We start from the raw sequence: 24,387 nt of genomic DNA on the forward strand, positions 1-24,387 counted from the left end.
GCGTAACTCCGAGGGCGGCGCCGGGGCTCCCGGCGGTCCTCACGGGGCGCGCGGGGGCGCACACCGGGCGCATCACGGAAACACTCCCGTCGCGCGCTCCCCCAGTACCTCCGTGCGCCGCGTACGGGTGTCCGGCCCCGGGCATCTTCTGGGCGACGGCGATGTCGTTCGCCCGGGGGGAGGGCCGCTGTGCACGGACCGGCGATGTCCGGATGGCTGCTGATGGCGTTGTGCGCGGTGACGGGCTCGTACTGCTTGCTGCGCACCCGTACGGGGAGCGCCGAGGAGCGCAGAGCCGCGCGGGCCGAGGCGCTGATGGGCTTCGGCATGGCCGCGATGGCGGTCCCGGCGGCCGCCGTCGCCCCGCCCGCGTGGGGATGGGGCGCGTACGCGGTGTTCTTCGGGGTCGCGGCGCTGCGGGCGCTGTGGTTCTCCCGGCGCAGCGGACACCATCTGCACCATCTGGTCGGCTCCGGCGCGATGGTCTACATGGCGGTGGTGATGGCCCGGGCCGGGGCGGGCGGGCACGGCGGCGGCCATGTCTCGCACGCGATGGGGTCGCACAGCATGGCCGGGGCGGGCGGCATACCCCTGCTCACGGGGCTGCTCCTCGTCTACTACGCGGTGTACGTGCTGCGCTCGGGCGCCCGGCTGGTGCCGGTGGCCGCGGCGGCCGCCGGCGGCGGGCCCTCGCCCGGGGGCTGGGGGGCGCGACCGGAGCTGGCGCTGGCGTGCCGGCTGACCATGGGCATAGCCATGTTCGCGATGCTGCTCACCCTGTGAGACGGGAAGGGCCGCCTTTCGTGGTGTGCGTCACTTGGCGCGCGGAGCCATATCCGTGTGTGGCGCGGCCCTCATAGGCTGACGCCATGTGGGTCTCCCTAGCGCTGCTGCTGCTCGGTGCAGTGGCCGCCGTCGTGACCCCGCGCCTGATGGCGCGGGCCGAGTGGCCCGAGCGCGAGCCGGTGGTGGCGCTGTGGGTGTGGCAGTGCGTGGTGGCCGCGGTGCTGCTGTCCTTCGCCCTCTCCATGACGTTCAGCGCGGCGACCGCCTGGCAGGCGGTACGGGGTCATGTCTTCGCGCCCGCGCCGCACGCCGTCGTGGAGGCGTACGCGCTCGCGGGCCACGGGGCGTGGTCGGCCGTGATGGCGGTGCTGCTGGCCCTCGGCGGGGTGTGGACGGCCGCCATGCTGGCCCGGGAGATCCGCCGGGCGCAGCTGCGGCGCAGGCAGCGGCGGTCCGAACTCCTGGTGCGCGCCCCGCTGATGCCCGGCGAGGAGCCGGGGTCCGGGCGGCTGGTCGTGCTGGAGGGCGAGCGGCCCGACGCCTGGTGGCTGCCGGGGTCCGCGCCCCAACTCGTCATCACCACGGCCGCGCTGGGGCGGCTGAAGGGACGCCAGCTCGACGCGGTCCTGGCCCATGAGCAGGGTCACGCGCAGGCCCGGCACGACTGGCTGCTCAACTGCTCGGAGGCGCTGGCCACCGGCTTCCCGCAGGTGCCGGTGTTCGCGGCCTTCCGCAACGAGATGCACCGGCTGGTCGAGCTGGCCGCCGACGATGTGGCGTCACGGCGCTTCGGCCGGCTGACGATCGCCCTCGCCCTGGTCGAACTCAACGAGGACCGGGGCGTGTTCGGCCCGTCCTCGGCCGCGGACGCGGAACTGCCACTGCGGGTGAACCGGCTGCTGGCCCCGGCGGGCAGGCTCACGGCCGGACGGCGGCTGCGGCTGACCGCGGCGGCGGCCCTGGTGCCCGTGGTCCCGCTGCTGGTGGCGTTCGTCCCGGGGCTCAGCGCGCTGAAGTAGCGAACGGGTTCTTCGGGCGCGCTGAAACGGCCGGAGGGGGCGCCCGTCGGCGAGGATCGGGCCATGCACATTCCGCTGCTCTCCCCCGTCGGCCGGGTCCGCGCCGTTTCGCACCTCTCGCGGACGGGCGCGGTCTGCGCGGTGCTCGGCGGCGCGGTGACCGCGCTGGTGGTCGCCCGGTGGCGGCCGCTCGTGGACCTGGACGAGCGGATCGCGGAGGCGCTGCACCGGCGGGCGGTGACCGAGCCCGGCCTCGTCCATGTCAACCGGCTGCTGACGGACTGGCTGTGGGACCCGTGGACGTTCCGCGCGCTGATCGCCGTCGCGGTGGTGACCCTGTGGTGGCGCGGGGCCCGGCCGCTCGCGGTGTGGGTGGCGGGGACGACGCTGCTTTCGGCGCTCGTCCAGCAGGGCGTCAAGGCCGCCGTCGGCCGGGACCGGCCGCAGTGGACGGCCCCGGTGGACTCCGCCCACTACGCGGCCTACCCCTCGGGGCACGCGATGACGGCGACGGTGAGCTGCGGGCTGTTGCTGTGGCTGCTGCACCGGTCCGGTGTGCGGCGCGGGGTGTGGCGGGCGGCGGTGGGCGCGGCGGCCGTCTCGGTGCTCGGGGTCGGGCTCACCCGGCTGTACCTGGGCGTGCACTGGCCGTCCGACGTGCTGGGCGGGTGGCTCCTCGGGGCCGCGCTGACCGCCTTCGCGATCCGGGGCTCCGACCGCTGGTGCCCCGCCGCGCCCGCCCGCCGGAGCCCCTGACCAGGCAGGGGGCCGCGGCCACCGGACAGGCGCCCTTGCCCGGGGCCCGCCGGTTCGGCGAGGATCGGTGCCATGCCGATCAAGGGTGCCCTCTTCGACTTCTCCGGGACGCTGTTCCGGATCGAGCCGGTCCGTTCCTGGCTCGCCGCGACCCTCGCCGAGCGGGGGGTGCGCGTGGACGAGGCAGCGTTCGAACGGTACGCGGCGGAGCTGGAGGCGTTCGGCGCGCTGCCGGGGGGATCCAGTCCCCAGCGGATGCCCGAGGAGCTGGCGGACGGCTGGCCGCACCGCGACGAGAGCGCCGAGCTGCATCGCGCGGTGTACACCGGTCTGGCCCGCCAGGTCGCCCTGCCCGACCCCGGTCTGTACGACGCGCTGTACGACCGGCATCTGCGCCCGGACGCCTGGCTCCCCTACCCGGACGCGGCGGAGGTGCTGGAGGGGCTGCGCGCGGCCGGGGTCCGGATCGGGGTCGTCAGCAACATCGGCTGGGACCTGCGCCCCGTCTTCCGCGCGCACGGCCTGGACCGCTATGTGGACGCGTACGTCCTCTCCTTCGAGCACGGCATCCAGAAGCCGGACGCACGCCTCTTTCGCACCGCCTGCACACTTCTCGGACAGGATCCGACGGATGTGGTGATGGTCGGCGACGACCGGCGGGGCAGCGGCGCTGGGCTGCGAGGTGCGTTTCGTACGCCACCTGCCGGTGAATGAACGGCCCGACGGCCTGCGGGAGCTCGGACTGACCGAGAAGGTTGCCTGAGACACATGTGAGAGATGTCCCTGACGCGCAATGGGTCGGATTGTCACATCGTGGCCTTAGCCTGGAGAACATGTCCCCGACTCCGTGCCCGTCCGATTCCGTACGCCCCGCAGCAGTGGTGAATGAAGACATTCGCGACCTGTGGCGGCGTTCGGGCGGTCACCTGTCCCCGGAGGACGAGGAGCAGTACCAGCGTCTGCTGGTCGAGTGGGCCGCGGCGACCGGGGGCGGCGAGCGGCCGGCGTTCTGAGACGTCCCGGCTCCGGCGATCCCCTGCGTCGCCGGAACCGGTCCGTGGCGGGGGTACAGCATGTCCCGTCGCGGCTGATCGGTCAATGAAGTATTACGGTCCGTGATGTGCCCGGGCCGTACGGTGGCGGGCCCGCCCCTCAGCGCGCCCCTCAGCCCTCGCCGAGGCGCACCGCCTGGCAGGCCGCCGCTTCGAGGACGCGGTCGAGCAGCCCGGGGAACAGCGCGTCCAGGTCGTCCCGGCGCAGCCCGTTCATCTTGGACGTGCCCCGGTAGGTCTGCTGGACGATGCCGCTCTCCCGCAGCACCCGGAAGTGGTGCGTGGTCGTGGACTTGGTGACCGGCAGGTCGAAGCAGGAGCAGGTGAGCTCGGCCTCGGCGGCGGCCAGTTCGCGTACGACGCACAGCCGCACCGGGTCCGAGAGCGCGTGCAGGACCGCTTCGAGCCGGATCTCCTCACGGGCCGGGTGGGGCAGGGTGCGCGCGCCCGCTGCCGGTTCGGTGGTGCTGGCAGGGGTCACGGTCGCTCTCCGTATCGTCGCTCCGTCCGGGGCTCCCATACTACGAGACTCGTCGTAATTCGACTCCCCCTCACTCCTGCGGGACCGCCGCCAGGTGCGGGAAGCGGTACTCGGTGCGGCTGCGGAAGTGTTCGCCGGGGCGCAGCACGGTGGCCGGCTGGTCGGGGCGGTTGGGCGAGTCGGGGAGGTGCTGGGTCTCCAGGCAGACGGCGCTGTGGCGCTCGTGGTGGCCGCCGTCGGGGTCGGCGAGGGTGCCGTCCAGCTGGTTGGCGGTGTAGACCTGGATGCCCGGTTCGGTGGTCCACACCTCCATGACGCGCGCGCCGCCGGGTGCCGTGAGGCGGGCGGCGCGGCGGGGAGCGGCCGGTGAATCGGCGCCGTCGAGGACCCAGCAGTGGTCGAACCCGCCCGCCCGGCGCAGCTGTTCGTCGGGCAGGGCGATCCGATCCGCGAGGATCTGCGGCCCGGTCAGGTCGAACGGGGTGCCGGCGACGGGTGCGGCGGGGCTCTCGGGGATGCCCTCCTCGTCCACGGGGAGGTAGTGCCCCGCGTCCACCTGGAGGGTGTGGCCGAGGATGTCGCCCCGGGCGGTCAGGTCGAAGTAGGCGTGGTTGGTGAGGTTGACGACGGTGGCGCGGTCGGTGGTGGCCTCGTAGTCGAGCGCGAGGGTGCCGGCCGTGTCGAGGGTGTACGTCACGGCCACGGCCAGCGCGCCGGGGAAGCCCATGTCGCCGTCGGGGCTGTGCAGCGTGAGCCGCAGGACGGCCGCCTCGTCCGTGGTGGTGGCCTCGGCCCGCCAGATCCGGGTGTGGAAGCCGTCGGGCCCGCCGTGCAGGGCGTGGCCCCGGTCGGTGGCGGGGACCTGGTGGTCCGTGCCGTCGAGGGTGAACCTGCCGTGCGCGATGCGGTTGGCGTAGCGGCCGACGAGGGCGCCGAAGAACGGGTTCTTGCCCGTGTAGTGGTCGAGGGCGGGCAGCGAGCGGACGACCGAGGCCGGGGTGCCGGCGGTGTCGGGCACGGTGAGCCGGTGCAGGATGCCGCCGTAGGTGAGGATCTCGGCCCGGACTCCGGTGCCGGAGTCGAGCGTCCAGATGTCGACGTCCGTGGGCCCGTGGGCGCCGAACGGTTTGCTGTGCACGGTGGGGCGAGGCATCAATGATCCTTGGGGCGATCGGAAGGCCGGAGCGGCCGGACGGGCGGGCTGTGGGCGGTGGACTCCCCAGGGGTGGCGGGGAGTCCGGCCCGTGGCTACGGTGCCGCCGGTCCGGCGGCGGGCCGGGGAACGGTGGATTCGCGGACGACGAGCCGGTAGCCGGGCCGGGGCCGCCTGGGCTCCGCGACCGGCTCGCCGGACAGGCGCTCGACCAGGCTGTCGACAGCGAGCCGGGCGATGGCCTCCTTGTCGGGCGCCACGGTGGTGAGCGTGGTCGCGCCGTAGAGGCTCTCCTCGATGTCGTCGAAGCCGACGACGGCGACGTCCTCGGGGATGCGCAGGCCGCGTGCGGTCAGGGTGCGCATGGCGCCAATGGCGATGAGGTCGTTGTACGCGAAGACGGCGTCGGGGCGCTCGCCCCGGTCAAGCAGCGCGGCCATGCCGGAGGCCCCGTCCTCGCGGCCGTAGCCGTCGGTGACGACGACCAGCGCCTCGTCGGGCTCGATCCCGGAGGCGGCCAGCTCCTCGCGCCAGCCGCGCAGCCGGAGGTGGGCGGGCTGGCGTTCGCGGCCGGTACGGGAGCCGAGGAAGGCGATCCGGCGGTGGCCGAGCTCGACGAGGTGGCGTACGGCCTCGCGCGCCGCGGCGACGTTGTCGATGGCGATGTGGTCGTACGGGGCCTCGTACTCGCGCTCGCCGAGCAGGACCAGGGGCGCGGTCTCGGTACGCGCCATCAGGTCCTCGGTCTCCAGGTGGATCGGGCTGAGGATGAGCCCGTCGATGACGTGGGACCGGAACCCCTGGCTGACGAGGAGTTCCTTCTCGCGCAGTCCGCCGGTGTGGTCGACCAGCACGGTGTAGTCGTGCCGGGCGGCGGCGTCGACCACCGCGCCGGCCAGCTCCGCGAAGTACGGGTTGCCGAACTCGGGGACGGCGAGCGCGATGATCCCGGTGCGGCCCTTGCGCAGATGACGGGCGGTGAGGTTCGGCCGGTAGCCGAGCTCATCGATGGCCTGCTGCACCTTGGCGCGCATCTTCGGTGTGACGTGCTGATAGTTGTTCACCACGTTGGACACGGTCTTGATGGACACGCCCGCCCGTTGCGCAACGTCCTTGAGGCTGACGCCCACGGCACTCCCTGAATCGACTTGTCGCGCGGTGAGGCGCGGTGGCCCGGCTCCCGCCGGTTCGGCTCGAACGGTGCCGGGGCCGTGGGGCCCCGGCACCGGTTCAGGTGGTTCTGCGGCTGCGCGCCAGATAGCGCTGGGCCACGACGACAACGATAAGGAAGCCGCCGCTGACGACCGACTGGTACGAGGAGTTCAGCGAGCCGATCTGGTTGATCAGGTTCTGGATGACCTGAAGGAGCAGGACGCCCCAGAGCGTTCCGCTGATGGAGCCGGCGCCGCCGATGAGGAGGGTGCCGCCGATGACGACGGCGGAGATCGCGTCGAGCTCCATGCCCACGCCGAGGATGGTGACGCCGGAGGAGAGCCGGGCGGCGTTGAGCGCGCCGGCCAGCCCGGCCAGCAGTCCGCTGAGCGTGTAGACGAGCATCTTCGTACGGGCGACGGGCAGGCCCATCAGGGTGGCCGCGTCACTGCTGCCGCCGACGGCGAAGATCGACTGCCCGAACGAGGTGCGCTGGAGGAGGAGTCCGCCGAGGCCGAACAGCGCGAGGGCGATGAAGATCGGGTAGCCGAAGCCCCAGATCGCGCCCTGGCCGAGTTCCGCGAAGGCCGAGTCCTTGGGCACCAGGTAGGTGGTGGCGCCCTCGTCCGTGATCGCGAGGAGCAGCCCGCGCGCCCCGAGGAGGGTGGCGAGCGTGACGATGAACGGGGCCATTCCGGCGCGGGCCACGAGGAAGCCGTTGAGCAGGCCGATCGCGCCGCACACCACGAGTGGGATCAACAGGGCGGGCAGGATGCCCCATTGGGAGGCCCAGGCGGCGAGCACCCCGCCCAGGGCGAAGACGGACCCGACGGAGAGGTCGATGCCGCCGGTGATGATGACCATGGTCATCCCGAGCGCGACGATGGCCAGGAACGATGCCTGGACGGTCACCCCGCGGGCGTTGTCCAGGGTGGAGAACGTCGTCGGGTAGATGAAGGACGCGACGATCACGACCGTCAGGAGGACGACCAGGACGCCCTGGCGTTGCAGGAGTTCGGCGATCCGCCCGCCGGTCGTGCGCGGTGATCCGGCACCGGGCGCCGGCGTGGTGGCGCCGGAGGCGGCGGGGGTCTTGCGCGGGGCCGGGGCGGAGGCCGCCGGGGCAGGTGAGGTTTCGTTCATCGGGACCGACGCTCCCGGGCGACGTAGACGGCGGCGATGATGATGGCCGCCTGGGCGATCTGTGCGGTGGAGTCGGGCAGGTCGTGCTTGATGAGGGTGGCCCGCAGCAGCTGCATCAGCAAAGCGCCGGCGACGGTGCCGAGGACCCGGATGGAGCCGCCGTTGAGCGGGGTGCCGCCCACCACGACCGCCGTGATGGCGGAGAGTTCCATGAGGGTGCCGAGCGAGGACGGGTCGCTGGCGGTGAGCCGGGCGGTGGCCAGGACTCCGGCGAGGGCGGCGAGCACTCCGCAGAGCACGTACACCCCGATGAGCACCCGCCGCACGGGCAGTCCGGCCAGGGCGGCCGCGGAGCGGTTGCCGCCGATGGCGACGACCTGGCGGCCGAAGGTGGTCCGGGTGACGAGGAAGGCCACGGCGACGGCGAGGACACCGGCGATGAGGACGACCAGCGGGATGCCGAGGAAGGAGCCGGTGCCCAGGGACAGCAGGTCGGGGTTGACGATCTGCTTGAGCTGGCTGTCCGCCATGACCAGGGCGAGGCCCCGGCCGCCGACGAACAGGGCGAGTGTGGCGACGATCGGCTGGAGGCCGACGAGCGAGACCAGGGTGCCGTTGACCGCTCCGACGAGGGCCCCGGCGAGCAGCGCCATGACGAGCGCGGGGACCAGTCCGTAGCCGAGGTAGAGCGGCAGCAGCGCGGCGGCCACGGCCATGGTCGAGCCGACGGAGAGGTCGACGCCCTCGGTGCCGATGACGAGCGCCATGCCGAGGGCGACGATGACGATCGGGGCGACCTGGACGAGCTGGGTGCGCAGGTTGTCCACCGTCATGAAGTGCTCGGTGAACAGGGCGTTGAAGACGAGGACGACCGCGACGGCGAGGTAGACGCCGTACTCCTGGTACCAGGCGGGGTCGCGCAGCCGGGCGAGCGGCCGGACTGCGGGGGTGGTGACTGCGGCCTGGGTCATCGGGGGTCCTCCTTCGCGGCCGGCGCCTTGTCCGCGGCAGCCGGTGAGTGGTCGGCGAGCACTTCGAGCAGATGGCTCTCCGCCACCTCGTCGCCCGCCAGTTCGCCCGCGACCGCTCCGCCGCGCAGGACGACGATCCGGTCGGCGCCCTCGATCAGTTCCTCGATGTCGGAGGAGATGAGCAGGACGGCCAGGCCCTCGCGGGCGAGGTCGTCGATGAGGCTCTGGACCTCGGCCTTGGCGCCGACGTCGATGCCCCGGGTGGGTTCGTCGAGGAGCAGGACCTTGGGTTCCAGGCAGAGCCAGCGGGCCAGCAGCACCTTCTGCTGGTTGCCGCCGGAGAGCTCGCCGACCTTCTGCTCGGGGCTCGCCGCCTTGATCCTGAGTCGCTTCATGAAGATGTCGACAATGCGGTCCTGCTTGGCGCGGGAGACGATGCCGGCGCGGGAGAGCCGGGGCATCGCGGCCAGCACGATGTTCTCGCGGACCGAGAGGCCGGGCACGATGCCCTCGGCCTTGCGGTCCTCGGGCAGCAGGCTGATCCCGGCCCGGATGGCACCGGCCGAGGTGAGGCGGCGCAGGGTGCGGCCGGCGATGCTCACCTCGCCGGAGTCCAGGGAGAGCGCTCCGGCGATGGCCTTCGCGGTTTCGCTGCGCCCGGAGCCGAGGAGTCCGCCGAGGCCCATGACCTCACCCGCGTACAGGTCGAGGGAGATGTCGTGCAGCTGGTGGTCGCGGGAGAGGCCGGTGGCGGTGAGGACGGGGGTGCGCGCGGCCTCGTGGCCCTCGGAGTCGAAGTTGGTGAGTCCTTCGCGGCGCACCTCGGCCATGTCGCGGCCGAGCATCATCGAGACGAGCTGCATCCGGTCGAGGTCGGCGAGGTCGCCGGTGTGGATGTGCTTGCCGTCGCGCAGGACGGTGACCCGGTCGCAGATCCGGTACAGCTCGTCCATGCGGTGGCTGACGTAGAGGACGGCGATGCCGCGTCCGCGCAGGTCCTCGATCACCCGGAAGAGGGTCTCGACCTCGCGGGGCTCCAGCGAGGAGGTGGGCTCGTCCATGATGACGACCTGGGCGTTCACGGAGACCGCGCGGGCCATGGCGACCATCTGCTGGGTGCCGATGCCCAGGGTGTGCAGGGGGCGCTTCGGGTCGACGCGGACGCCGAAGCCGCCGAGCAGTTCGCTCGCCTCGCGGTACATCCGCGGGAAGTCGATCAGGCCGAAGCGGTTCTTGGGTTCACGGCCGAGGAAGATGTTGCGCGCCACGCTCATCAGCGGGACGAGGTTCACCTCCTGGTAGATCGTGGAGATCCCGGCCTCCTGCGCCTCGAACGGCCGGGCGAAGACGACCTGTCGGCCGGCCAGCCGCAGCTCGCCCTCGTCGGGGCGGTAGACGCCGGTCAGCACCTTGATGAGGGTGGACTTCCCGGCTCCGTTCTCCCCCACCAGGGCGTGGGTCTCGCCGGCGCGCAGGGAGAAGGAGACTCCGTCGAGGGCGACGACGCCCGGGAACCGCTTGCTGACCGAGCGCGCCTCCAGGACGGCGGGTGCCGCGCCGGGCTCGTCCGCGAGGGCCGTTCCGGTCGCGCTGCTCTCCTTCACGTCGGCGGCCGGCTCCGGCGGCTGCGGTACTGCTTCGGGTGGTGCCATGGCTGGTCTTGGCCTTCCGCTCTTCCAAGGATGGGGGCCCGGTGGCCGCCGTGACGGGGGAGCGCCACGGCGGCGGTGAACCGACGGAGCCGGTACGGGCAGATGGGGCCGGCCGGGATCAGAAAGCGTTGCCGACCGTGGACTTGGCGTTGGACTCGTCGTACGAGCGGTCGCTGATGATGACGTTCTCGGGGATCTCCTCGCCGCCGTAGAACTTCTGGGCGGTCGCGAAGGCCAGCGGGCCGAAGCGCGGGTTGGACTCGATGACGGCGTTGTACTCGCCGTTGACGATGGCCTGGACGGCGTTGCGGGTGCCGTCGACGGAGACGATCTTGATGTCCTTGCCGGGCTTCTTGCCGGCGGCCTTCACCGCGGTGACGGCGCCGAGGCCCATCTCGTCGTTCTCCGCGTAGATGGCGGTGATGCCGGGCTTGGACTGGATCAGCTGCTCGGTGACCTGCTGGCCCTTGTCGCGGGCGAACTCACCGGTCTGCTGGGCGACGATCTCCATGTCGGGGGCCTTGGCCTTGAGCTGGTCCACGAAGCCCTTGGTGCGGTCGGTGGTGACGTTGTTGCCCGACGAACCGAGGAGGATGGCGACCTTGCCCTTGCCGCCGGTCGACTTGATCATCGCGTCGGCGGCGCGCTTGCCCTGCTCCACGAAGTCGGAGCCCAGGAAGGCCACGTAGTCCTTGCAGGCGGTGGCGTTGAGCTTGCGGTCGACGGTGAGGACCGGGACCTTCTTGGCGGCGGCGGCCTTGAGGGCCGGCTCCAGGCCGTCCGAGTTCAGCGGGGCGACGATGAGGAACTGGGCGCCCTGGGCGAGCATGTCCTGGATGTCGCTGATCTGCTTGGACAGCTGCGACTGGGCGTTGGTGGTGAGCAGCTTCTTGACGCCGATCTTCTTCGCCTCGTCCTTGATGGACTGGGTCTCGGCGATACGGAAGGGGTTGGCCTCCTTCTCCGACTGGGAGAAGCCGACCACCGCGTTCTTCAGGTCGAGCTTGGGCGCGCCGTAGCTCTGCAGCGAGCAGCCCGAACCGGACGAGGACTCGGGGGTCTTGGCCGCCTGTGCTGCCTGGCTGCTGTCGCTGCTCGCGTTGTTGTCCGAGCCCTCCGACTTGGAGCAGCCGGAAACGGCCAGCGTGGCGGTGGCGGCGAGGACGCAGGCCACGGCGAGGGTACGGGATCGACGCTGGATCATCATGCGCGGGAGCTCCTTGGCGGGATGACGGCACGCCGAAGGGCGTGCGGTCGGTCATGGCTGGACGATGCATCGGCCGCTGCGCGGCGGCTGATGTCACTGCACTCACGGCCCCGCTAGGAGACGGCCCCTAGCTGCACAAACTGCGGTCGTGAGAGCCTGCGCGGCCTCTCGGCGGCTCGGTTTACAACGTTATATAGGCGGCGCGGCACGGGCGGCAAGAGCGTGGTCGATGCGTTTCCAAAATGTGTCGCAGCCACTTCGTCCGGCTCCGGCGCCCGGACCCGGACGATGCCGTCGCACCTCTGGACAGTCGCCTGACGGCGTGCTGTCATACCGCCGGAACCCCATTTTCCAACGTTGCAGAAAGAAGCCGCGCGCTCCGTACGGATCGCGAAGGCGCTCTTCGTCATGCGCGCGGCCGGACCGTGCGGCCGCGCCGTGACAGCACCCTCTCTTGTCATGCGCATTCCCAAGCCGGAGTTGCATGTCCGGCAGAGCAGGAGCCCTCCCCCATGCCCCTGAACCGCAGACAGCTCGTGACCGCCGCGCTCGCCACCGTCGCCGCCACCACCGCGGCCGGCCGCTGGTCGGCCACCGCGACCGCCGCCGAGCACCGGGTGCGGCCCGCGCGCGGCGGGCACTACTCCCCCAACGCCGCGCCCCTGCACCCCACCGCCTTCCTGAAGCTGCCGCCCGGCAAGGTCACCGCGCGCGGCTGGCTCGCCGGACAGCTGAAGCTCCAGCTGGACGGCCTGTGCGGCCGGTACGAGGAGTTCTCGCACTTCCTCGACTTCTCGGCCACCGGCTGGGTCCGCCCCGAACTCGGCGGCTGGGAGGAGGTCCCGTACTGGCTGCGCGGCTACACCGACCTGGCGATCGTCACCGGCGACGCGACGGCGCTGGCCTCGGTGCGCCGCTGGTTCGACGCGATCCTGGCCACCCAGCAGTCCGACGGGTTCTTCGGCCCGAAGGCACTGCGCACCTCGCTGAACGGCGGCCCGGACTTCTGGCCGTTCCTGCCGCTGGTGCAGGCGCTGCGCTCCTGGCAGGAGTACACCGGGGACGCCCGGATCATCCCCTTCCTGAGCCGCTTCTTCCGGTACATGAACGCCCAGGGCCCCGGCGCCTTCAACACCAGCTGGATCGCCCTGCGCTGGGGCGACGGCCTGGACAGCGTCTTCTGGCTGTACAACCGGACCGGCGACGCCTTCCTGCTCGACCTCGCCGACAAGATCCACACGTACGGCGCCGACTGGGGCGACAACCTGGTCAACCCGCACAACGTGAACATCGCCCAGGGCTTCCGCGAGCCCGCCCAGTACGCGCTGCGCAGCGGCTCGGCGCAGGACACCCGGGACACGTACGGGACGTACGGCAAGGCCATGGACCAGTACGGGCAGTTCCCCGGAGGCGGGTTCGCCGGGGACGAGAACGCGCGGCCCGGGCACGGCGACCCCCGCCAGGGCTTCGAGACCTGCGGCATCGTGGAGTTCATGGCCAGCCACCAGCTGCTGACCCGGATCACCGGCGACCCGCTGTGGGCCGACCGCTGCGAGGAGCTGGCGTTCAACTCGCTGCCCGCCTCGCTCGACCCCTCGGGCAGGGCGATCCACTACATCACCAGCGCCAACAGCGTCGACCTGGACAACGTGCCCAAGTCGGAGCGCCAGTTCCAGAACGGGTTCGCCATGCAGGCGTTCCTGCCCGGCGTCGACCAGTACCGCTGCTGCCCGCACAACTACGGCATGGGCTGGCCCTACTTCACCGAGGAGCTGTGGCTCGCCACCCCCGACGGGGGCCTGGCCGCCGCCATGTACGCCGCCTGCCAGGTGACCGCCAAGGTCGCCGACGGCGCCGAGGTCACGTTCACCGAGGAGACGGACTACCCCTTCACGGACGCGGTCACCCTCACCCTGAAGGCCCCCAAGCGGCTGGCCTTCCCGCTGGTGCTGCGCGTCCCGGCCTGGTGCGACGCCCCCGAGATCGCGGTGAACGGGCGGCGCGTCGACGCCCCCGCGGGCCCCGCCTTCACCCGGATCGACCGCACCTGGGCCGACGGGGACCGGGTCACCCTGCGCTTCCCGCAGCGCACCACCGTGCGTACCTGGGCGGACAACCGGGCCTCCGTGAGCGTGGACCACGGCCCGCTCACGTACTCACTGCGCATCGGCGAGACGTACGAGCGCATCGGCGGCAGCGACCAGTTCCCGGAGTACGCGGTCCACGCGACCGGCGCGTGGAACTACGGGCTCGTCCTGGACGCGAAGAAGCCCGCCGCGTCCCTGCGCCACCACAGCGCGCGCCGGGTGAAGGCCGGCAACCCCTTCACGCTCGACGGCACCCCGCTGTCCATCACCGCGAAGGCGCGCCGCATCCCGGAGTGGACGGCCGACGACGAGCACGTGGTGGCCCCGCTCCAGGACTCCCCGGCCCGCAGCACCGAGCCGGTGGAGGACGTGACCCTCGTCCCGATGGGGGCGGCCCGGCTGCGGATCACCTCGTTCCCGACCACGGACCCGGCCGCGGAGCCGTGGCTCGCGGACCGCTGGTACCGCATCCGCAACCGCAACTCCGGCAAGGTCCTGGGCGTCGACGTCATGTCCACCGCCAACAGCGCGCACGTCGTGCAGTTCGGGGACACGGGCACCGACGACCACGACTGGCGGCTGGTCGCGGAGGGCGACGGCTGGTACCGCATCCGCAACCATCACTCCGGCAAGGTCCTCGGCGTCGACAACATGTCGATGGACAACAGCGCCCATGTCGTCCAGTTCGACGACAACGGCACCGACGACCACCTCTGGCAGCTCGTCCCGGACGGCGGCGGCTGGTACCGCATCCGCAACCGCCACTCCGGCAAGGTCCTCGGCGTCGACAACATGTCCACGGCCGACAGCGCCCATGTCGTGCAGTACGACGACAACGGCACCGACGACCACCTCTGGCAGCTCGTCTGATTCCCGGCGCCCCGCGCCTCCCCCATACCGCTCCCGTCCCCGGGGGCCGCACCGAATCGCCGCACCGAGTCAAGGAGACGAACCTGTGAGCCGTTTACGAGTACCCGGCCGAAGGCCGTGGTGGAGACGGGCGATCGCTACGACCGGCCTGCTGGCGCTGGTGTCCTCCGCCCTCGTCGGGGTCGGCGCCTCGCCGGCCGGCGCCGCGTCCTGGTCGCCCAAGACGCCGCCGATGACGACGCCCTGGACCAACCAGGTCCCAGTGGACAAGCCGCTGCCGGAGTACCCGCGCCCGCAGCTGACCCGGTCCGACTGGGCCAACCTCAACGGCATCTGGGACTTCGCGGTGACCGGCCGGGACGCCGGGCAGCCGTCGTCGTGGCCGGACCAGATCCGGGTGCCCTTCGTCGCCGAGTCCGCGCTCTCGGGCATCCAGCGCAAGATCACCGAGAACGACAAGCTCTGGTACAAGCGCACCTTCACCGTCCCGTCCGACTGGAACGGCCGCCGGACCGTGCTCAACTTCGGCGCGTCGGACTGGCAGACCACGGTCTGGGTCAACGGCACCCAGGTGGGAGCGCACAAGGGCGGCTACGACTCGTTCTCGTACGACATCACGCCGCAGCTGAACGGCGGGACGAACACCCTCGTGGTGTCCGTCTACGACCCGACGCAGACCGGCGGCCAGGCGGTCGGCAAGCAGCGCATCAATGATGTGCGGCCGCACAGCGGGGGCGGGATCTTCTACACCGCCGCCTCCGGCATCTGGCAGACGGTGTGGCTGGAACCGGTCGCCGCCGCGCACATCACCCGGCTGGACATGACGCCGAACCTGGGCGACAGCACCCTGCGGGTGAAGGTGCAGGCCGACGCGGCGTCCGGGCGTACGGCCAGGGTCACCGTGTCCAGCGGCGGCACTGTGGTCGGCTCGGCCACCGGTACGGTCGGCTCCACGGTCTCCGTACCGGTGCCGAACACGCATCTGTGGACTCCGGACGACCCGTTCCTGTACGACGTCAGGGCGGAGCTGCTCGACGGTTCGGCGGTGACGGACTCGGTCGGGAGCTACACCGGGATGCGCTCGATCGCGATCGCGAAGGTCGACAACGTCCTGCGGCCGGTCCTGAACGGCAAGTTCGTCTTCCAGACGGGCACCCTGGACCAGGGCTACTGGCCGGACGGCATCTACACCGCGCCGACCGACGCCGCGCTGAAGTCGGACCTCCAGGCCCACAAGGACCTCGGGTTCAACATGGTCCGCAAGCACATCAAGGTCGAACCGCAGCGCTGGTTCTACTGGGCGGACAAGCTGGGGCTCCTGGTCTGGCAGGACATGCCGGCCATGGACACCGGCAAGTCCCCGAGTGCGGCCGCCCGCACCCAGTGGGAGGCCGAGTTCCACGCGATCATCGACCAGCACCGCAGCTCGCCGTCGCTGGTCATGTGGGTCGACCAGAACGAGGGCTGGGGGCAGTACGACCAGGCCAGGATCGCCAACGAGGTCAAGGCGTACGACCCGACCCGGCTGGTCGACAACATGAGCGGGGTCAACTGCTGCGGCTCGGTGGACGGCGGCAACGGTGACGTGGTCGACAACCACATCTACGTCGGCCCGGGCAACACCGCGCCGACCGCGACCCGGGCGGCCGTCCTCGGCGAGTTCGGCGGCCTCGGCTACAAGGTCCCGGGGCACGAGTGGTTCCCCGGCGGCGGCTTCAGCTACGAGGACCAACCGAGCATCGCCGCGCTGAACGACCGGTTCGTGGGGCTCATCGACGGCATCCGGATCGGCCAGCTCCCGGCGGGGCTCTCCGCCTCGGTCTACACCGAGATCACCGATGTGGAGAACGAGGCCAACGGGCTGCTCACCTACGACCGCCAGGTCGTCAAGGTGGACACGGCGCGGGTGCGGGCCGCGAACCAGGCCCTGATCAACGCCTCGAAGAACCCGGCCCCGCCGGTGACCCTGCCCACCGGGGGCTACAAGTCCCTGCGGGTCACCACGCCCGGCTACACCAACAAGTACCTGCGCCACCAGGACGCGCTGGCCTTCACCGAGGTGGTCGACGGCAACAGCAGCGCGCTGCTGAAGAACGACGCCACCTGGAAGATCGTGCCGGGCCTGGCGAACGGCAACTGCTACTCGTTCGAGTCGCGCAACTACCCGGGCGAGTACCTGCGCCACCGGGACTTCCGGGTCCGCCGCGAGGCGAACGACGGCTCCGCGCTCTACAAGGCCGACGCCACCTGGTGCGCGGTCGCCGGCACCGGCGGTGTGCGGCTGACCAGCGCGAACCTGCCGGGCAGCTATCTGCGGCACATCAAGTCGGAGGTGTGGCTCGCCACCCCGGGCGGCGGACACGACTGGGACAACCCGGCCACGTTCACCGAGGACACCACCTGGGCGGTGGAGGCGCCCTGGGCACCCTGAGATGAGCTGAGCACCGGGGTCCGGCGGCCTGGCCGCCGGACCCCGGTTCCGTCATGCGTCACCCATGACCAGGCCCTCGATGGTGTGCTTCTGCACGATGGGCGCGAGCTCATCCACCACCGGGCAGCCCAGGTGCGCCCGGACCCGCTCGGGCAGCGCCTCCCAGAACCCCCGGGTGACCGCCATGTCGTGGTGGCCCTCGTTCCCCGCGCCCGGGGCGTCCACCCCGAGCACCAGGACCGGGCGCGGGTCCTGCGACTGGTTGGCCGTACCCCGGTGGATGGTCAGGGCCGAGCGCGCCGAGATGTCACCGCGCTGCGGGAACTTGCGCTCGGCCAGGGCCTCGTAGCGCGGGTAGTCCTCGCGGCGCGGGAACATCGCGTGTCGGAAGCGGGCATCGTCGTCCCACTGGGTGCCGGGCGCGATCTCGAACGGGCCCATGTCCGCGCGGGTGTCGACGGCCGTGAGGTTGAACGCCAGCGAGGTGAGCCGACGGTCGCGGCGGGTCTCCTCCGGCATCGGGAAGTCGCGGTGCCAGGGCTGGTTCACCGCCCCGGCCAGCGGCACGTCGAAGCCCAGCTCCACGATCCGGTAACCGGGGCCGAGGACCGCCTCGCTGACCGCGCGCACCCAGGGGTGGTCGACCAGGTCAACGAAGCCGCGCAGCTGCTCGGGGTGGATCTCGACGTAGTAGCGGTGCGGGCCGCGGCCGACCGCGCCGCCCTCCCGGCCGCGCGCCTCGGCGAACGCCGCGTCGATGTCCTCGCGCATCCGGTCGGCCCACTGCGGGCTGAACGCCCCGCGGCAGGCGGTGATCCCGGCGCCGTACAGGTCGCGCACCGCGTCTTCGGCGGGCGGGAACGGGGCGGTGGTGGTCGCGGCCTCGGTCATGGTGTGGTCCTTCCTTGGTTCGGAGCACCCTCATATTGCAACGTTGCAACCAACGTGGCAAGAGTCTGTACGGGCCTGCCTCGCACCACCTGTTACGGTCACTGCGCACGGGGCGCGGGCGCCTTCGCCCGCCGGCAGAGAGCAGGAGCACCGAACGTGGCAGCGAGACTCAAGGACGTGGCCGCGCTCGCCGGGGTGTCCGTCAGGACCGTCTCCAACGTGGTGAGCAACACGGCGGCCGTCGCCCCGGACACCCGGGCCCGGGTCCTCGCCGCGGTGGAGGAGCTGGGCTACCGGCCCAACCTCGCCGCCCGCAACCTGCGCCAGGGCCGCACGGGGATCGTCGGCGTGGCGGTCCCGGAGATCCACTCCCCCTACTTCGGCGCGCTCACCGGCCTCCTCATCGACGCCGCCCAGGAGCGCGGCTGGACGGTGCTCGTGGAGCGCACGGGGGGCCGGGCGGACCTGGAGCGGCGGCTGCTGGACGGCTCCGAGGGGCACCAGGTGGACGGGATGATCATCAGCCCCTGGTCGACGCCCCCCGCCGAGCTGGCCGCGCTCGCGGGCGGCCTGCCGCTCGTCGTCCTCGGCGAGCTCGATCCGCACGGGTCCATCGACCATGTGGCGCTGGACAACGTGGCGGCGGCCCGGGACGCCGCCCGGCACCTGGTGGCGACGGGCCGCCGGAGGGTCGCCGCGATCGGGCTCCAGTCCGCGCTGGGGCACGGCACGGCCGAGCTGCGGGCGGAGGGCTTCCGGCAGGGGCTCGCGGAGGCGGGGCTGAGCCCGGTCGCCGAGGTCGAGGTGGCGGACCTGCACCGGGCGGAGGGGGCGCGGGCGCTGCGCGAGCTGCTGGAACTGCCGGAGCGCCCGGACGCGGTGTTCTGCTTCAGCGACGAACTGGCCCTGGGGGCGCTGCGGGCGGCCGGGGAGCGGGGGGTCCGGGTGCCCGGGGACCTGGCGCTGGCGGGCTTCGACGACATCGAGGACGGGCGGTTCGCCACGCCTTCGCTGACCACGGTGTCGCCCGACCTGGCGCAGCTCGCGGAGCGGGCGGTGCAGTGTCTGAGCGAGCGCGTGCTGGGGCGGCTCTCGGGGCTGGCGGCGCGCCGGATCGTCGTCCCGCACCGGCTGGTGGTGCGGGAGAGCAGCGGGGCCTGAGCATTCCCGGGGGCAGCCTCCGGGCAGCCGGAAGCTCCCGGCGGTGCGGGCTCGTGCCGCGCACCGCCGGGAGCGGTCCTGGGAGCGGGAGTGCTTACGCCTTCCCACCGTCGTACAGCGCGGTCACCTCCTGGTCGGTGAGCGCCTTGTCGTACACCTGGACCTGGTCCACGGAGCCGTTCCAGAAGTCGGTGTTGTTGCCCGACCACTTGGCGCGGCCCACGGACAGGGCACCGCTGCTGACGTCGGCCGATCCGGCCGGGGCGGTGGAGGCGAGCTTGCCGTCCACGTACAGCTTGATCTGGTCACCGCTGCGGACGCCGACCAGGTGGTACCAGTGGCCGAGCTCCGGGGTCATCTCCGCCCGGGCGCGGTGGGCGCCGGGGGTGGAGAAGGCGAACGCGCCCTGACCGTACTGCAGGTAGAACGGGTTCTCCTGGCGCCGGCCGTCCTGGCTGACGACGGTGCCGTAATTGCCCGGGAGGGCGTCCAGGGAGGCCCAGGCCGAGACGGTGTAGTCGCCGGTGGTGTCGACCACGGGGCCGTTGGTCTCCGCGTACTGGCCCTCACCGTTGAACTTCAGCGCCGAGCCGTGCACGCCGGTGGTCCAGGACGTGCCCTCGGAGAGGGTGAGGTCCTTGTGGTTCGGGCCGCTGTCGGCGGCCTTGGTGCCCTTGTTCTCGTCCAGCGACCAGGAGCCGCCGCCCTTGACGGGGGTGCGGGTGCCCGCCGCGGCGCCGGCGGCGATGACCTCGCGGTTGATCTTGCGGACCTGGGCGGCGTCGACCTTGATCTCGCGGCGGTCGTACGTCCAGAGGCCGTTGAGCTCGTTCTCCAGGTCGGTCACCTGGGTGTAGATGGAGCCGGAGAGTTCGGCGCCGGCCGCCTCCAGGTAGTACTTGCGGGTGTTCTCGACGTACTTGGCGGTCAGCGCGGCCTTGTCGGCGACACCGCTGTAGATCACGGTCGGGGCGCCGGGCCACATGTGGCCGGGCATCCGCAGGGTGAAGCCGCCGTGCTCGCCGTCCATCGCGGCGCGGGTGGCGTCCGGGAAGGCCGGGTCGGTGTTGTTGTAGTCGTGGTGGTCGATGATGTCGCCCTTGCCCGAGTCACCCTTGGAGTTGCAGCAGTTGACACCGCTGTGGGCGTTGACGATGCGGGAGGGGTCGGCGGCCTGGACCTGCTCGGTGATCTTGCCGGTCTCGGTGCGGTCCCACTCGCCCCAGCCTTCGTTGAAGACGATCCAGGAACCGATCGAGGGGTAGTTGTGGAGCTGCTCCATCTCCTCGGCACCCTGGTCGATGAAGGCCTGGTGGCCCTTCTCGTTGGTGAGGTTGCCGGAGACGAAGTCCTGCCACACGAACAGGCCGAGCTGGTCGGCGTGGTAGTACCAGCGGGCGGGCTCGACCTTGATGTGCTTGCGCACGGAGTTGAAGCCGAGGTCCTTCTGCGCCTTCAGGTCGAAGACCAGCGCGTCGTCACTCGGCGGGGTGTTCAGGCCGTCCGGGTAGAAGCCCTGGTCGAGCTGGGCGAGCGAGAAGAACGGCTTCCCGTTGAGGACGATCTTCTGGTAGCCGCCGACGTTGGCGATGCCGACGGAGCGCATCCCGAAGTAGCTGTCGACGGTGTCCTTGGAGCCGCCGTCCTTGAGGGTGACCTCCAGGTCGTACAGGTACGGGTCGTCCGGGGACCACAGGTGCTGCTTGGCGACCGGGAGGCTCAGCTCGCGGTTGGCCGGGCCGCTGATCCTGCCGACGACCTTGCCCTTCTTGTCACGGGCGACGGCGGTGACCGTCGCGGACTTCGAGGCCTTCGCGGAGTTGACCGTCAGGGCGAGGTTGCCCTTGTCGATGTCCGGGGTGGTCGTCAGGGAGTCGACGGCCGCCGGGGCGACGGGCTCCATCCAGACGGTCTGCCAGATGCCGGAGGAGGCGGTGTAGAAGATGCCGCCCGGGTTGGCCGACTGCTTGCCGGTGGGCTGGTCGGCGCCGGTGGTGTCGGTGACCCCGACGACGATCTCCTGCGGGCCGCTGCCCTTGATCGCGTCGGTGATGTCGGCGGTGAAGGCGGTGTAGCCGCCGGTGTGCTCGGCGACCTTCTTGCCGTTGACCCAGACGGTCGCCTGGTAGTCGACGGCACCGAAGTTGAGCTTCAGCCGGTTGCTCTTGCCGTGCTTGTCCGTCTTGACGGCCCAGTTCTGCGGGACCGTGACGAGCTTGCGGTAGAACATGTGGTCTTCGTGGCGCTCCAGGCCGGAGAGCTGCGACTCGACCGGGTACGGCACGGTGATGCGCTCACCGAGCTTCTTGCCGAAGACGGGCTTCTCGCCCGCCTTGGCCCCGGCGAACTCCCACTGGCCGTTGAGGTTCTTCCACTTGTCGCGGACCTGCTGCGGCCGGGGGTACTCGGGCAGCGGGTGGTTGCGGTCGACCTTGTCGCCCCACTTGGTGGTGAGACGGTGCGTGGAGTTGTTGGTGGCCGTGCGGTTGATGTCGGGGACGGTCTCGCCGCCCGCCTTCAGGCCGCCCTTGCCGTCGTACGCGATCTTGACGCGCTGGTCCTTGAGGACGGCGGCGTCCAGCTTGACGACGAGTTCCTTGCCGCCGCGGGCCCGGGTGACGGACTTGACCGGCATCGGGGTGGTGTCGGCCTCGATGGTGAGGTGGTTCTTCAGGTCCGCGTAGTCGCTGACCTTGTCGTCGAAGACCGCGTGCAGCTCGGTGCCGTTGTCCGCGACGCTCAGCCCGACCGGGTAGACCTCGAAGTCGGCGGGCGGGGTGAAGGCGGACTCCGGGACGAACTGCCGGTCCAGGTTCGCGCTGGACCAGCGCAGGAACATGTTGGCGCCGCCGGTGTCCTGGAACATCTCCAGCTTGAACTCGTGCGGCTCGCCGGCCTTGAGCGATATCGGCGCGCTGGTCTGCTCGTTGTCCCAGTCGGGCTCCCAGTGGTCGATGACGGCCTTGCCGTCGATGAACAGCCGGAAGCCGTTGTCGCCACTGGCGGCGAAGGTGTAGTCGCCGTCCTCGGGAGCGGTGAGGAAACCGGTCCAGCGTGCGGTGGTGTTCTCGGCCTGGCCGGTGGTCGACTCGAACGTGCCGGCGAGACCGGGGAAGTTGATGTTCGGTTCGAGGGCGACCCCGCCGAGCTTGTCGAAGTCCCGCGCGCCGGGCGCGGACATGCTGAAGTACTCGCCCTTCAGCCCGTGGACGGTGGTGGCCGGGTCACCGGCTTTGAAGGTGGTCGAAGCGGCGCTCGCGGGGGCGGCCGCGGCGGCCGGGACGAGCGTGGCACCGAGGGGGATGAGCAGCGCGGCGGCGCAGGCCGCTGTCCTGAACAGAGCGCGGGGGTGGGGCGTTTGTGGTCTCAAGGCGTCGTCCTGTCGAGAGAGCTGAAGTGCCTCGAACCTGTGAGGCACAGCACACAATCGAACATTGAGCCACAGCATCAAACGCAAAACAACAGTCGTGCGTGAGGAATTTTCAACGATAGAAAACACGGCGGTACGAGCAGGGCGGCGGGTCCACGCAGACCGCCCCCTTCGCACACCTTGGGTGCGAAGGGGGCGGACGGGGGCGAAAGGGAACGCCCTGAGGGCGAATCAGATGGCGTAGCCGTACGGGACCGGGGCGTGCACCGTGCCGTTCAGCGCACGGGCGGCGTCCCGGGCCCAGGAGGGGCTGCGGAGCAGTTCGCGCCCGAGCAGGACGGCGTCCGCGCGGCCCTCGGTGAGGATCTTCTCGGCGTGCTGCGGATCCGTGATGAGGCCGACGGCCGCCACGGGCAGCGAGGTCTCCCGCTTCACGCGCTCGGCGAAGGGCACCTGGTAGCCCGGACCGGTGGCGATACGGGCGCGGGGCGCGTTGCCGCCGGTGGAGACGTCGAGCAGGTCCACCCCGTGGTCCCGCAGCAGCGCCGCGAGCCGCACGGTCTCGTCGGCCGTCCAGCCCTCCCGCTCGTCCTCGGGGTTCTCCGTGAGCCAGTCCGTCGCGGAGACGCGGAAGAAGACCGGCAGCTCCTCGGGCCACACCTCGCGCACCGCGTCGACCACCTCAAGGGCCAGGCGGACGCGGTTCTCGAAGCTGCCGCCGTACTCGTCGGTGCGGTGGTTGCTGTGCGGGGAGAGGAACTGGCCGATGAGGTAGCCGTGCGCACCGTGCACCTCGGCGACCTGGAAGCCCGCCTCGACGGAGCGCCGGGCGGCCTGGCGGAAGTCGTCCACGACGCCCGCGATCTCGTCGGTGGTCAGCTCGTGCGGGACCGGGTAGCCCTCGTCGAAGGGCAGCGGGCTGGGGGCGACCGGGGTCCAGCCGTGCGCCTCGGGGCCGAGGGGGCGGCCGCCGGTCCAGGGCGCGGCGGTCGACGCCTTGCGCCCGGCGTGGGCGAGCTGGATGCCGATCACGGAGCCGTGCGCCTTGACGAACTCGGTGATCCGGCGGAACGCCTCGACCTGGGTGTCGTTCCAGATGCCGAGGTCGGCCGGGCTGATACGGCCCTCGGGGCTGACGGCCGTGGCCTCGGTGAGGATCAGGCCGGTGCCGCCGGTGGCGCGGGCCGCGAGGTGGGCGAAGTGCCAGTCGCCCGGCACACCCGTCTCCGGCCCCTCCACCGCGGCGCTGTACTGGCACATGGGCGCCATCCACACCCGGTTGGGCACGACAAGCGACCTGAGGGTGTAGGGCTCGAAGAGGGCACTCACGACGGACTCCGTTTCGCCGGGTACGGAAGGATCGCTAGTACGATACATCCCGTAGTACGACGCCCGTCAAATTACGACCACTCTCGTACAAGCGGCCTGCGGCTGCGCGGGGTCCGGGTCAGCGGGGTTTCAGCGGGTACGAGCTGCGGCCTGCCGCGTCGTCTATCTCGTCGTGCGCCTTGGTCAGGAGCTTCATCGCCAGTTCGTTGAGCGCGCGGGCTCCGGCGATCTCCTCCCCCACCCGGGGCTGCTCGGCGTCGGAGGGGTGGCGGCTGGCGTAGCCGTGGGCGCGCACCTCCTGTCCGTCGGAGAGCCGCACCAGGGCGGCCGCGCGGGTGCGGTGGGTGTCCTCCTCGAATTCCAGCTCGATGTGCCATCCGACAGCGGTCCGGGTCATGGCGTTCACCTCCGGAAGGTCTCCCTTCCAGGGTGCGCCCGCCGCCGGGCCGCGCGCCAACGCTCACGCCCCCGGCAGCCGGCCCCGGCGCCGGAGCGGGATGGAGGCGTCGGCGTCGTACAGCTGGTTCCAGCTGCGTCCCGCGCCGGACGTCCAGGTGACGTGGGCGGTGCCGCCTTCGACGCGGACGGCGTCCACGGTCATGACGCGGTCGCCGTCGCGCACATCGCCCCGGTGCAGTTCATCCGCCCGGACGGTGACGTGGTGGGCCGGTCCGCTCTCGGCCTCGTCCGCCGCGAAGCCGAGAGCGGCCGCCAGTTCCCGGGCCCGGGCCGGAGTGCACCGGAGGGTGTGCTCGCCGGACGGGGTGGCGACGGTGATCCCGACCTCCGCCCCGGCGGGGGCGATCTCCAGGATTCCGCTGTTCCCGTGCTCGTCCGTCATCGCTGCACACCTTCCCGTGTACGTTCCGTGCCGCC

The 24,387-nt window shown here is 71.6% G+C and carries 19 protein-coding genes and 1 pseudogene; 8 read left to right on the forward strand and 12 right to left on the reverse strand.

Features of this window, described 5'->3' with window-relative positions:
• Window positions 1-189: 189 nt before the first annotated feature.
• The 5 genes and pseudogenes from OHS17_RS03615 to OHS17_RS03635 all read left to right on the forward strand — a co-directional run bounded on the left by OHS17_RS03615 (window position 190) and on the right by OHS17_RS03635 (window position 3,574).
• Complete coding sequence (locus tag OHS17_RS03615) at window positions 190-783, forward strand: DUF5134 domain-containing protein (RefSeq protein ID WP_330311023.1); 594 nt, start codon at window positions 190-192, stop codon at window positions 781-783.
• An 86-nt stretch (window positions 784-869) separates the two neighbouring features.
• A complete protein-coding gene (locus OHS17_RS03620; protein WP_330311024.1) occupies window positions 870-1,805 on the forward strand; it encodes a M56 family metallopeptidase in 936 nt (311 codons plus the stop codon).
• A gap of 63 nt (window positions 1,806-1,868) precedes the next feature.
• Window positions 1,869-2,561, forward strand: a complete 693-nt coding sequence (locus tag OHS17_RS03625; protein WP_330311025.1) for a phosphatase PAP2 family protein — start codon at window positions 1,869-1,871, stop codon at window positions 2,559-2,561.
• 72 nt (window positions 2,562-2,633) lie between these two features.
• A pseudogene (locus OHS17_RS03630) lies at window positions 2,634-3,324 on the forward strand (HAD family hydrolase).
• 70 nt (window positions 3,325-3,394) lie between these two features.
• Window positions 3,395-3,574 (forward strand): hypothetical protein, encoded by a 180-nt coding sequence (locus OHS17_RS03635; RefSeq protein WP_051083973.1) that lies wholly within the window; start codon window positions 3,395-3,397, stop codon window positions 3,572-3,574.
• Window positions 3,575-3,725: 151 nt separating this feature from the next.
• Here the strand turns inward: OHS17_RS03635 and OHS17_RS03640 are convergent, their stop codons facing one another.
• The 7 genes from OHS17_RS03640 to OHS17_RS03670 all read right to left on the reverse strand — a co-directional run bounded on the left by OHS17_RS03640 (window position 3,726) and on the right by OHS17_RS03670 (window position 11,372).
• Window positions 3,726-4,094: an ArsR/SmtB family transcription factor gene (locus OHS17_RS03640; RefSeq protein WP_330311026.1), complete on the reverse strand. Its 369-nt coding sequence runs from the start codon at window positions 4,092-4,094 to the stop codon at window positions 3,726-3,728.
• A gap of 70 nt (window positions 4,095-4,164) precedes the next feature.
• On the reverse strand, window positions 4,165-5,247 hold the full coding sequence (locus tag OHS17_RS03645) for an aldose epimerase family protein (protein ID WP_330311027.1): 1,083 nt from the start codon (window positions 5,245-5,247) through the stop codon (window positions 4,165-4,167).
• 95 nt (window positions 5,248-5,342) lie between these two features.
• Window positions 5,343-6,377: a LacI family DNA-binding transcriptional regulator gene (locus OHS17_RS03650; protein WP_026171938.1), complete on the reverse strand. Its 1,035-nt coding sequence runs from the start codon at window positions 6,375-6,377 to the stop codon at window positions 5,343-5,345.
• Window positions 6,378-6,477: 100 nt separating this feature from the next.
• Entirely contained in the window at window positions 6,478-7,542 is a 1,065-nt protein-coding gene (locus tag OHS17_RS03655; RefSeq protein WP_161208169.1) for an ABC transporter permease, read from the reverse strand.
• A complete protein-coding gene (locus OHS17_RS03660; RefSeq protein WP_330311028.1) occupies window positions 7,539-8,513 on the reverse strand; it encodes an ABC transporter permease in 975 nt (324 codons plus the stop codon). Before OHS17_RS03660 ends, OHS17_RS03655 begins: the two co-directional genes overlap by 4 nt.
• Window positions 8,510-10,165 (reverse strand): sugar ABC transporter ATP-binding protein, encoded by a 1,656-nt coding sequence (locus tag OHS17_RS03665; RefSeq protein WP_330311029.1) that lies wholly within the window; start codon window positions 10,163-10,165, stop codon window positions 8,510-8,512. Before OHS17_RS03665 ends, OHS17_RS03660 begins: the two co-directional genes overlap by 4 nt.
• A gap of 118 nt (window positions 10,166-10,283) precedes the next feature.
• Entirely contained in the window at window positions 10,284-11,372 is a 1,089-nt protein-coding gene (locus tag OHS17_RS03670; RefSeq protein ID WP_018106234.1) for an ABC transporter substrate-binding protein, read from the reverse strand.
• Between the two features lie 512 nt (window positions 11,373-11,884).
• On the opposite strand from OHS17_RS03670, the gene OHS17_RS03675 reads away from it, so the two are divergent.
• Together OHS17_RS03675 and OHS17_RS03680 are read left to right on the forward strand one after the other, a co-directional pair.
• Window positions 11,885-14,329, forward strand: coding sequence for a beta-L-arabinofuranosidase domain-containing protein (locus OHS17_RS03675; protein ID WP_330311030.1), 2,445 nt, complete (start codon window positions 11,885-11,887; stop codon window positions 14,327-14,329).
• Window positions 14,330-14,489: 160 nt separating this feature from the next.
• Window positions 14,490-16,760, forward strand: coding sequence for an AbfB domain-containing protein (locus OHS17_RS03680; RefSeq protein ID WP_330315139.1), 2,271 nt, complete (start codon window positions 14,490-14,492; stop codon window positions 16,758-16,760).
• 51 nt (window positions 16,761-16,811) lie between these two features.
• Here the strand turns inward: OHS17_RS03680 and OHS17_RS03685 are convergent, their stop codons facing one another.
• The gene (locus tag OHS17_RS03685; RefSeq protein ID WP_330311031.1) at window positions 16,812-17,651 is read right to left on the reverse strand and encodes a phytanoyl-CoA dioxygenase family protein; all 840 of its coding nucleotides are present in this window, start codon (window positions 17,649-17,651) and stop codon (window positions 16,812-16,814) included.
• Window positions 17,652-17,807: 156 nt separating this feature from the next.
• Between OHS17_RS03685 and OHS17_RS03690 the strand changes: the two genes are divergently transcribed.
• Window positions 17,808-18,812 carry a LacI family DNA-binding transcriptional regulator gene (locus OHS17_RS03690; RefSeq protein WP_330311032.1) on the forward strand — a complete coding sequence of 335 codons (1,005 nt, stop codon included), beginning with the start codon at window positions 17,808-17,810 and terminating at the stop codon, window positions 18,810-18,812.
• 94 nt (window positions 18,813-18,906) lie between these two features.
• On the opposite strand, the gene OHS17_RS03695 is transcribed toward OHS17_RS03690, so the two are convergent.
• The 4 genes from OHS17_RS03695 to OHS17_RS03710 all read right to left on the reverse strand — a co-directional run bounded on the left by OHS17_RS03695 (window position 18,907) and on the right by OHS17_RS03710 (window position 24,352).
• The gene (locus tag OHS17_RS03695) at window positions 18,907-22,182 is read right to left on the reverse strand and encodes a LamG-like jellyroll fold domain-containing protein (protein ID WP_330311033.1); all 3,276 of its coding nucleotides are present in this window, start codon (window positions 22,180-22,182) and stop codon (window positions 18,907-18,909) included.
• A 231-nt stretch (window positions 22,183-22,413) separates the two neighbouring features.
• Window positions 22,414-23,511: an NADH:flavin oxidoreductase/NADH oxidase gene (locus OHS17_RS03700; protein ID WP_330311034.1), complete on the reverse strand. Its 1,098-nt coding sequence runs from the start codon at window positions 23,509-23,511 to the stop codon at window positions 22,414-22,416.
• Between the two features lie 118 nt (window positions 23,512-23,629).
• Window positions 23,630-23,908, reverse strand: coding sequence for a DUF1876 domain-containing protein (locus OHS17_RS03705; RefSeq protein WP_018106227.1), 279 nt, complete (start codon window positions 23,906-23,908; stop codon window positions 23,630-23,632).
• 63 nt (window positions 23,909-23,971) lie between these two features.
• The gene (locus OHS17_RS03710; protein ID WP_330311035.1) at window positions 23,972-24,352 is read right to left on the reverse strand and encodes a hypothetical protein; all 381 of its coding nucleotides are present in this window, start codon (window positions 24,350-24,352) and stop codon (window positions 23,972-23,974) included.
• Between the last annotated feature and the right edge of the window lie 35 nt (window positions 24,353-24,387).

Source organism: Streptomyces sp. NBC_00523, from assembly GCF_036346615.1.
In the GTDB taxonomy this organism is placed as follows: domain Bacteria; phylum Actinomycetota; class Actinomycetes; order Streptomycetales; family Streptomycetaceae; genus Streptomyces.